10 protein-coding genes are annotated in these 9,326 nt (G+C 71.5%); 9 read left to right on the forward strand and 1 reads right to left on the reverse strand.

From position 1 onward, the window contains the following. The 8 genes from AC13HU_RS23575 to AC13HU_RS23610 form a co-directional block, all read left to right on the forward strand. On the forward strand, positions 1-708 hold a 708-nt coding region (locus AC13HU_RS23575), incomplete at its 5' end, for a S8 family serine peptidase (protein WP_483043936.1). Continuing rightward, on the forward strand, positions 705-1,586 hold the full coding sequence (locus AC13HU_RS23580) for a GAF domain-containing protein (protein ID WP_483043937.1): 882 nt from the start codon (positions 705-707) through the stop codon (positions 1,584-1,586). The genes AC13HU_RS23575 and AC13HU_RS23580, both read left to right, overlap by 4 nt. Positions 1,587-1,640: 54 nt before the next feature. Then, a complete protein-coding gene (locus AC13HU_RS23585; RefSeq protein ID WP_483043938.1) occupies positions 1,641-1,796 on the forward strand; it encodes a hypothetical protein in 156 nt (51 codons plus the stop codon). 261 nt (positions 1,797-2,057) lie between these two features. Then, positions 2,058-2,222: a hypothetical protein gene (locus AC13HU_RS23590; RefSeq protein ID WP_483043939.1), complete on the forward strand. Its 165-nt coding sequence runs from the start codon at positions 2,058-2,060 to the stop codon at positions 2,220-2,222. Positions 2,223-2,432: 210 nt separating this feature from the next. Continuing rightward, the gene (locus tag AC13HU_RS23595) at positions 2,433-3,686 is read left to right on the forward strand and encodes a radical SAM protein (protein WP_483043940.1); all 1,254 of its coding nucleotides are present in this window, start codon (positions 2,433-2,435) and stop codon (positions 3,684-3,686) included. Next, the gene (locus AC13HU_RS23600; RefSeq protein ID WP_483043941.1) at positions 3,683-4,864 is read left to right on the forward strand and encodes a glycosyltransferase; all 1,182 of its coding nucleotides are present in this window, start codon (positions 3,683-3,685) and stop codon (positions 4,862-4,864) included. Before AC13HU_RS23595 ends, AC13HU_RS23600 begins: the two co-directional genes overlap by 4 nt. A 242-nt stretch (positions 4,865-5,106) precedes the next feature. Continuing rightward, positions 5,107-5,913 carry a class I SAM-dependent DNA methyltransferase gene (locus AC13HU_RS23605; protein ID WP_483043942.1) on the forward strand — a complete coding sequence of 269 codons (807 nt, stop codon included), beginning with the start codon at positions 5,107-5,109 and terminating at the stop codon, positions 5,911-5,913. Between the two features lie 187 nt (positions 5,914-6,100). Further along, on the forward strand, positions 6,101-7,609 hold the full coding sequence (locus tag AC13HU_RS23610) for an MFS transporter (protein WP_483043943.1): 1,509 nt from the start codon (positions 6,101-6,103) through the stop codon (positions 7,607-7,609). Positions 7,610-7,664: 55 nt separating this feature from the next. Here AC13HU_RS23610 and AC13HU_RS23615 read toward each other — a convergent pair whose 3' ends face one another. Beyond that, on the reverse strand, positions 7,665-8,378 hold the full coding sequence (locus AC13HU_RS23615) for a DUF4232 domain-containing protein (protein WP_483043944.1): 714 nt from the start codon (positions 8,376-8,378) through the stop codon (positions 7,665-7,667). Positions 8,379-8,626: 248 nt separating this feature from the next. On the opposite strand from AC13HU_RS23615, the gene AC13HU_RS23620 reads away from it, so the two are divergent. Further along, entirely contained in the window at positions 8,627-9,217 is a 591-nt protein-coding gene (locus tag AC13HU_RS23620) for a snapalysin family zinc-dependent metalloprotease (protein WP_483043945.1), read from the forward strand. The last annotated feature ends 109 nt before the right edge of the window (positions 9,218-9,326 follow it).

Genomic DNA, 9,326 nt, shown 5'->3' on the forward strand with positions numbered 1-9,326 from the left:
GTGCGGGTGTGCGTGATCGACAGCGGCGTGGACAGCTCGCATCCGGCGATCGGCGGCAGCGCCGAGTTGTACGCGGCCGAGCCCGACTCGCCTGATTCGGGGGCGCGTTGGGACGTGGTCCCGGACGTGGCCGGTGATTTGGCCGGCCACGGTACGGCCTGCGCGGGCATCATCCGGTCGCTGGCACCGGAGTGCGAGCTGACCAGCGTACGCATTCTCGGGGCAGGTCTGCGGGGGAGCGGCGAGGCGCTGGTGCGGGCGCTGGAATGGGCGGTGGAACGGCGGTTCGCCGTTGTCAACGTCAGCCTGTCCACGCGCCGCGAGGAGCACAAGGAGCGGTTGCACGACCTGGCGGACGCGGCGTACTTCGCGGGCGTGACGCTGGTGTCGGCCGCGCACAACAGCCCGGTGGACAGCTATCCGTGGCGCTTCCCGTCGGTGCTGTCCGTGGGCGCGCACGGCGAGCCGGACCCGGAGTACGTGGAGGCCAACCCGGACCCGCCGGTCGACCTCTTCGCGCGGGGCGTGGCCGTCGAGGCGGCGTGGCCGGGTGGCGGCAAGCGGGTGGTGTCCGGGAACAGCTTCGCCGCCCCGCACGTGACGGGCCTGTGCGCACGCATCCTGGAGCGCCATCCCGGCTTCCGCACCGCCGAGTTGCGCCACGTCCTGACCGCCACCGCGGGGAATCTGAGGAGGAGCGAGCGATGAGCGGTTCGCAGCGACCGGAACGATCCCCGGACGGTTCCTCGGCCCGTTCCTCGGCGCGCAACGGCACCGGTTCCGTGGCCGGTTCCTCGGTCGGTTCGGGGGTCGGTTCCGCGGCCCGTTCCTCGGAGTGGTCGCAGTCGTGCGACGAGATCCTGCGGTCGACGGTACGGCTGGCCCGGTTGTCCTTCTCCGCCGCCGCGGCATCGGTCTTCCTGCGCGACGAGGACCAGGGCGTCCTGGTCTTCGAGGCGTCCTCGGGCGTGGGCGAGGACCGGTTGGTGGGTACGGCGATCCCCGCGGGGCACGGCATCGCGGGCTGGGTGGCGGCCACGGGCGAGACCGTGATCGTCCGCGGCGTCGCCGACGACGACCGGTTCGACCGCGACTTCGCGCTCAGTACGGGCCTGGTGCCCGACGTCCTGATGGCGGTCCCGATGGAGCACGCGGGCGAGATCATCGGGGTGCTCGAAGTGCTGGACCCGAAGACCGACGGCGTCGGCGACCTGGACGCCATGGACCTGCTCTCCGAACTCGCCCACCAGAGCACGGCCGCGCTGGCGCTGCTGCTGAGCCACCGTCGTACGTGGCCCGGCACGGGGCGAACGGAGGCCGGTACGGACACGGGTCCTGCCACGGCACCCCGCTCCGCCGCCGAACCCCTCGACCGGATCAGGGCCGCCCTCGCCGCAGCCACCGGCCGCCGCGCCGACGCCGGCCGGGCCCTGCTCGACGCGCTCGCCGAACTCCTCGATCCGGAGATGGACTTGATCCCGGGCCTGGACTTGGACCCGGACTTGGACCCGGACTTGGACCCGGACTTGGGCCCGGGCTCGGATCCGGATATCGACGTGGGTCCGGACCGGGACCCGACACCGTAGGACCGCGATTCGTACATGCACCTCCACGCACCCCACGCATACGAGGAGGAATTCATGCAGGATGATCCGGAACGGTTCGACAGTATGTCGTCCGCGCTGTGCCCGCTGTATATGGAACCCGTCGTCCTGATGGACGTCGAAGCGCATTCCGCGGACATCGAAGCTGCTCCGTCCGATGAATCGGAAGAGGCCGCGGAAGATCTCCGCTAAAGGCGTCAAATCGCCCGACGAGAATGCTTAGACAGGGCGCTGGCCTGCGTATTTTCCGTCCGGCTGGGAAACTTCGCCTCATCATCAATGGGTAGGTCGTGCGGAGTTGTAATACCTCTTGCCGTTTTTCGGTGAGAACTCGGAAAGCGCGGCGAAGCACAAGTGGAATCGAGTTATTGACACCCCGATGGGGCTGTCGTAATCTCGGAAATCGGGGGCGCCCAGCACCCCGGAAGAACCTTTACTTCCCTGGAGGAATTCATGTCTAGTGGGGCCGAGAAGTTCGAGGGCGTCGAGGTCATCTGTGGCGTGTACGACAAGGAGGCCGCGGCCGCGTTCGCGGGCAACGACGTGGAGGGCCACTCCGCCGAGCAGGTGCCGTCGGACGGCGTCATCTGCGGCGTGTACGACAAGGAAAACGCCTGAGCCACAGGGGAGCGGGCGCCGGCGCGCCCGCACCGCCGTCGACGCACCGCCGTTGACGCACCGGTCCCCGTAGGGCCCGGATCGGGAGTGCCGCCGCGAGGCCGCGCGCCCGGTCCGGGGCCCTCCCCGTTCGGGCCCCTCGTCCGGGACCTTCGTCCCGCCCGTCAGCCCCGCCCGTCAAGCCCCTCGACAGGAAGCCCACGGCGAACGATGAGAGTCCTCGAAGGAAAGTCCGGTGTCTGGTACCTCGGTCCCGGCTCCACCGTGCTCATGCCGAAGCGGCTGCACGAAGACGGGCGGCTGACCGCCGAAGGACGCGCCGAGTTGGTGCGGCACGGCGTCGAGCAGCCCAAGCCGGCCAGCCGCTACAGCCTCACCGTGGTCACCTCGACCGCCTGCAACCTCGGCTGTCCGTACTGCTTCCAGAACACCGAGGCCGCCCGGCCCGGCCGCTTCGACCCGCCACGCATCCCGCGCGAAGTGCTCGACGGCCCGATGATCGACAAGATCGTGGCCTTCACCGAACCCCGCCTGCGCGCCACGGGACTCGACCGGCTGTTCGTGCTGCTGTTCGGCGGCGAGCCGCTGCTCAACCGCTGGGGCTGCACCGAACTGCTCACCCGGCTCTCCCGGTTGGCCCCGCTGACCGCCTCCATGGTCAGCAACGGGGTGCTGCTGACGCCCAGGACGGCCCGACGACTGGAGGCGGCCGGGCTGCGTTCGGTGCAGATCACCCTGGACGGGCCGCGCGAGCTGCACGACGGCACACGCTTCACCCGTTCCGGGCGCGGCACTTTCGACAAGGTGCTGGACAACTGCGCCTCCGTGCAGGAGAGCACCGGCCTGCGGCTGTCGCTGCGCCTCAACACCACTGCCGAGGGGCTGCCGTTGCTCGGCGGCCTCGTCGCCGACTTGGCGGACCGGCTGGACCCGGCGCGCTGCAACTTCGACATCGCGCCGGTGCTCAACTACGAGGGCATGTTCGATCCGGTGATGAAGCGCTCGGCCGACGACGTCGAGGTGCTGCTGCGCGCCTACGCCGACGCGCTGGAACTCGGGTTCACCGTGGGCTGGCCGGGCGGCAGCGCCTGCGGCTTCTGCGGCGAACGCGACGGCGGCACCGGCGCGGTGATCAACGCCGACGGCACCCTGTACAGCTGCTGGGAGACGATCGGCAAGCCGGGCTACGAAGTCGGCAGCGTGGACGACGGCTACCGGGAGTACCCGGCCGACCGCTGGGTGAGCTGCGGCGAGTTCGCGGTGAGCGCCACAACGGCCGTGCAGTCCAAGGCATTTGACGACGCGCTGACGGTAGGGCTGCTGGAGATGCTGCGCGACCGCCGGCGCCGGCCGGCCGCGCAGGCCGAAGCAGCGGACGCACCAACTGCCGGAGCAACTGCCGGGGCAACCGCCGGGGCAGCGGCACGGTCCGCGCCCGGGTCCTTGGCGGTGACCGGCTCGTGAAAGTCCTGCTGTGCCCGCAGAGCAGCGGCGGCTTCCTGTACCCGGCGACGGCCGCGGCGCTGGAGCTGCACCGGCGCGGGCACGACGTGACGCTGTTCGCCACGGGTGCGGCGGGAAGAGCGGCTGCCGCCGCCGGGATCGCGGTGCTCGACCCGGTGACGGAGCGCGAACCGTACGCCTTCGACGTGAGCCGCTGGTTCCGCGACGGCGAGTCCCAGTACCGCGTCGTGCGGGACGCGGCGCGGGCGCTGCGGCCCGACGTCGTGGTGACCTCCGTGCTGTGTCCCGGCGCGCTGCTGGCTGCCGAAGTCCTGGACCTGCCCGCGGTCGTCCTCGGCCTGACCTGCCACCTGTGGCCGTACGCGGATCCGGCGCAGGCCGGCGACGCCGCCAACTCCGGTGCACAGGACCGCCGTTGGCGGCTGGCGGAGACCCTCAAGCACCACCAGGCGCTGCGCGAACTGCTGGGCCTGCGGACTCCGGAACCCGCCGATCCGGCACGGCAGTTGCTCGGCCGGGCGTTCCTGCTGCGCGGGCACCCCGGCCTCGAACAGCCCGGAGCGGTGCTGCCGCAGGGCGTACGGCACGTCGGCCCGCTGTGGTGGGAGCCGTCCGCCGCGGACGACGCACCCTCCGCCGACGACCTGCCGCCCGCCGCGGACGATGCCCTCGCCGAGCGCATCGACCGGGTGGGAAAGCCTCTGGTCTACGTCCACTTGGGGCGCACCTTCGGCGGCGAGAGCCTGTGGCGGTGGATCGACGCCGCCTTCACCGGCACCGGCCACCAGGCCGTCGTGGAGCTGGCCCGTACCGACGCGCGTGCGCCCGCGCCCGGGTCCGACGTCGTCACGGTCCGCCGGCCGAGGATGGGCGATCTGCTGGAGCGGGCCGAGGCCGTGGTCAGCAACGGGACCAGCGCTCCGGTGCTCGGCGCGCTGCTGCACGCACGGCCGTTGCTGCTGCGGCCGAACGGCGGTGAGCAACGGCTGCTCGGCGCCGCGTGCCTGCGCGCCGGGGTCGCGGCGGAACTGCCCGTGTACCCGGCGCCCGGCGACGCGTTGAGCCGCGCGGTCGGCGACACCCGGCTGCGCGCCGCGGCGCGGACACTCGGAGCCGCGCTGACCCACGCCCAGAGCGCCACGGCGGCGGCCCAGGAGATCGAGGAGGCCGCCCGCTGACCCCGCCTGCCGCCCCGGCCCGCCGGCCCCTTCGCGCAGCACCAACGCCCTTAGCCGGTATGGCCGTACGACCGTGTGGCGGCAAGTCGTCGCTGTGCCAGGCACGTTCGTGGGCCGACGCATGGGCCGCCGACTCGTACGCCGCAGCCCGCAAACCGCAACCCGCAACGGGCAACCCGCAGCCCGCAACCCGTAGCCCACAAACCGCAACCCGCCCCGTCCCGCCGGACCGAGGAGCGCCCGTGACCGCCACCATCCCCACCGACCATGCCGCCGTCGCCTACGACGCCACCGCCCCCTTCTACGACCTGCTGTCCCAGGGCGACGACTACACCGTCTTCGGGAACATCCTGGAGACGCTGATCAAACGCGCGGACCCGCCGGGGAACAGGCTGCTGGACGCCGGCTGCGGCACCGGCCGCAGCACCGTCGCCTTCGCCGAGCGCGGCTTCGACCCCGTGGGCGTGGACATCAGCGCCGGGATGATCGGCATCGCCCGCGACAAGTACGCGGACACCGGCATCGAGTTCCATGTCCACGACCTGCGACTGCCGTTCACCGCGAGCGGCACGTACGACGTGGTGCTGTGCATGAGCGACATCGCCAACTACCTTGCGGACAAGGCGCACTTGACCGAGGCGCTGGCGAGCATCGGCGGTGTGATGCGGCCCGGCGGCGTACTCGTCTTCGACGCCAACACGAGCCGCGGGTACGAACTGATGACGTCCACGCACGTCTACGAGTACGACGGCCTGTACGCCACCATGAGCGGGCGCTTCCTGACCCGCGAGGACGACCCGAAGCGGTTCCGCATGGTCATGAACGCCTTCCGCAGCATCCCCGGGCAGCCGGAGTCATGGCGCCGCGAACGCGTCGAGCACCTCCAACGGCACCACAGCCGACAGGAGTTCGCCGACGCGCTGGACGCCGCCGGCCTCGACCTGCTGGCCGCCCACGGCCTGGAACGCGACGGTTCGCTCTCCGACGGCGTGGACGAGGACGCGCACACCAAGGGCCTGTACGTCGCGAAGCGCCGGTCCGACGCCTGATTCGAGTGCCTGATCCGACCGTCCCATCCGACCGTCCCATCGGGCCGCCTGATCCGAGTGCCTGTCCGGCCACCTGATCCGACCACCGGATCACGCGTCCGACCTGCTGTCCGACCTGCTGTCCGATCCGCTGTCCGATCCGCTGTCCGACGTTCAGACGATCCGGCTCGCGCCCCGGGGGCATGACGTGATCAACCGCAGTTTCACCCTGATCTGGGTCAGCCAGGCGCTGTCCGACGTGGCCAGCGAGATGACGTCGCTGGCGCTGCCGCTGGCGGTACTGGCGGCGACCCGCTCCGCCGTGGACGCGGCGCTGGTCGCGACCGTCGTCGGCATCGCCCAACTCCTGGCGAAGCTGCCCAGCGGCCTGATCGCGGACACGTACAACCGCAAGGCGCTGATGCTGCTGTGCGACGCCGGGCGGGCGGCCGTCGCGCTGCTGCTCGCGTGCGCGCTCGCCACCGGGAACCTCACCACGATCGTGGCGGTCGGCTCGGCGGCGACGATCGCGCTGTTCTCCTCGGTGTTCGGCCCGGCCGAGTCCGGTGTGCTGCGCCAGGCGGTGCCGTTGGAGCGGCGCCGTGAGGCGATCACCCGGAACATCGTCCGCAGCAACATCGCCATCGCGGTCGGCCCGCCGCTCGGCGGTCTGCTGCTCGCGGTCGGGGCGCCGATGGCGTTCGTCGCCGACGGCTGCTCCTACCTGCTGTCGCTGGTGCTGGTGACGCGCGTCGCCTACCAGCACATCCCGCGCCCGCGCCGGCGAACCGGCTCGGGTCCGGACGCCGAGGCGGTGCACCCGTTGCGCAACACGGCCACGGAACTGACGCTGGGCTTCGGCTGGGTGTTCCGCCGCAGCGGCCTGGTGGTGCTGGTCGCCTTCGCCGCGTACGTCAACCTGCTCGGCCGCTCCATCGAGTTGCTGGCCGCGTTCGGCGTCTCGCACGACGGTGAACACCCGGTCTCCGCCGGTCTGGTGCTGACCGCGGCGGGCATCGGCGGCATCGCCGGCGGCCTGTGCGCGGGATGGATTCTGAAGCGGCTGAAGCCGACCACGATCGTCGCCGCGGCGTCGGTGGCGTGGCTGCTGATGATGCCGTGCGCGTCCACGGGCGACGAGTTGATCAGCGCGGTGGCCGTCGGCCTGGTGGTGTTCTCGCTGCCGTCGGTCGGCTCCCTGGTGGGGCTGACGATCAGCGTGGAGGCCCCGACCCATCTCCAGGGCCGGGTCGGCGGCGCGGTCACCCTGCTCGCCATCAGCATCGCGTGGATCGGGCCCGGCCTCACCGGCTTCCTCATCGCCGCCCAGGGGCCGTTGACCGCGTCCGTGGTGCTGGCGGCGCCGATGGTCGTACCCCTGATCGTGCTGGCCGCAAGTCCCCGGCTGCGGGCGGCGGTACGCAAGATCGGCGCGGTCGCGGCCCCCGAACTCGAACCCGAAGGCTTCGCCGAGCCCCAACTCGCCGACCCCGTAAGGGTGGAGGAGCCCGCCGAGCAGGACGTGATGGCCCATGTCCACGCGGACGACGCGGTGCTCGCCGCCGCATCCGCCGGCGGCGGGTACGGCGGCGCGTACGACAGCCACCCGTCGGCCACGGAAGCCGCCGGCGGCGCACGTTCCGCCGAACTCACCGGCCCGCTCGGCCCGTTCACCATGCTGGTGCTCGGCCTCGGCAGGGCTCGTCCCCTGCCGTGACCCTGAACCGGCGGCGTGAGAACCTCGCGCAGCCGATGCAGCCGATTCAGCCGGTTCAGCCGATCGGGCCGACGAAGGTGCCGGGGTGCGTCGCGCCGTCCTGCAGCAGGACCGGGCCCCACGGCCACGACATCGTCACGCTGGTGGTCTCGTTGGGGGGCGTCACGGTCACCGACTGCGGGGTCCACTTGCCCTTGGGCTCGGGCAGGAAGGTGATCTGGAAGTCGGTGTCGTCGCCGGGGTTGAGCGTGATCGCGCTGTAGTGGCCGCTGCTGCGGGTCAACGCCCACTTCGTGGAGCCGCCGTTGAGGTCCAGGCCCGGGAAGCCCCCGACCAGGCAGGTGTGGCCGCTGCCGTTGTGTACCGAGATCCCGGCGGTCTGCTGGTCACTCGAGGTCACGTCGGGAGCCGCGTCCCCGCCCGTCTCGAACGAGAGCTTCAGGTCCGAGGTGTGGCACCGCGGCGTCCCCGACGACTTGCCGGCGGGCGCGTCCGCAGGCGCCTTCCCCTTGCCCTTGGCCGTGTTGCTCTGCCCGGAGTCGCTGCCGTTGCTGCTGTTGCTGCCGTCGTTGGTGGCGGGCGCGCTCGTGGTCGCGTTGCCGGGCGCGTCCGTCTGGCCGGCGGAGTTCGACGCCGAGTCCGACGCCGAGTTCGACGCCGAGGCGTGCGATGTTCCGTCGTCGGACGACCCGCACGCGGAGAGCGTGAGAGCGCAGGCCGCGGCGAGAACGGCGGCGGCAACGACGCTACGTCGCTGGCTGATCGGCATGTTGAACCTCAAGTCGCTTGCACATCAGGTGTATCGGGCAGTCACCATTCTTTCGGCGGAGTTTCACGAAACGGTGACAGAAGCTTCCCGTCCCGGCGACAGGTTGCACAGGTTCACCGGCGGTCGACTCCGGCCGAGCGGAGGTCTATTCGGTAACTGCTGGCAGCCGGGTACTTGTGGAGGCCGTCGCTCGCGTGGTGCCCTTGTTGCTTCTGGTGCAACTGATGCCAAGGAGGCGCACGAGTCTCATGATCAAGCGAATAGTCGCCGTGGCGGCGCTGATCCCGGCCATGTTGGGCACGACGTGCGGTGTCGCTGCGGCGCAGTCCGCGCCGAAGACGACCACCGCGGTGGTCACGCTGACCTACGACGCCAGCCAGGCGGGGCAGTGGGCGAGCGCGATCACGCAGGGAGTGCAGAACTGGAACGACGCGGTGCACAACGTGCGCCTGGTGCCCGCGAGTTCGCCCGGCGCGGCCGACTACGTCTACGTGGCGACGGACGGCTGGCCCGAGACGACGCTGGGGCCGATATTCCCGGGTGGCAGCGGCGAGGTGGAGCTCGGCCAGGAAGCGGTGGACGAGGGCTACGACGTGACCCGGATCGCGGCGCACGAGACCGGGCACATCCTCGGACTGCTCGACGACTACAGCGGCCCGTGCTCGGAGCTCATGTCCGGCCACGGCCCCGGCACTTCGTGCACCGACGCCGTGCCGGACGCGGCCGAGGCGGCACAGGTCGACCAGAACTACGCGGACGGCACGTCGGCGGCCCGCCCGAAGCACCAGCAGATCGTGGTCGACGTCTGGTCCGCCCCGGCGCTCGCCGGCGCACGCTGACCGGCCGCCGCACCGCACGACATCGAAGGGCCCCACCGCAGCCGGGCGCTGCTGGTCGATCCGGGCCCGGTCGCTTCGCCCCGTCGACGTGGTCGGCGGGGCGAAGTGC

The sequence above is a fragment of the Streptomyces sp. NH27 genome (assembly GCF_056859195.1).

Coding starts and splice junctions, on each gene's coding strand:
- AC13HU_RS23615 (WP_483043944.1), bottom strand. CDS start 8,378: ATGCCGATCAGCCAGCGACGTAGCGTCGTTGCCGCCGCCGTTCTCGCC.
- AC13HU_RS23590 (WP_483043939.1), top strand. CDS start 2,058: ATGTCTAGTGGGGCCGAGAAGTTCGAGGGCGTCGAGGTCATCTGTGGC.
- AC13HU_RS23595 (WP_483043940.1), top strand. CDS start 2,433: ATGAGAGTCCTCGAAGGAAAGTCCGGTGTCTGGTACCTCGGTCCCGGC.
- AC13HU_RS23585 (WP_483043938.1), top strand. CDS start 1,641: ATGCAGGATGATCCGGAACGGTTCGACAGTATGTCGTCCGCGCTGTGC.
- AC13HU_RS23620 (WP_483043945.1), top strand. CDS start 8,627: ATGATCAAGCGAATAGTCGCCGTGGCGGCGCTGATCCCGGCCATGTTG.
- AC13HU_RS23580 (WP_483043937.1), top strand. CDS start 705: ATGAGCGGTTCGCAGCGACCGGAACGATCCCCGGACGGTTCCTCGGCC.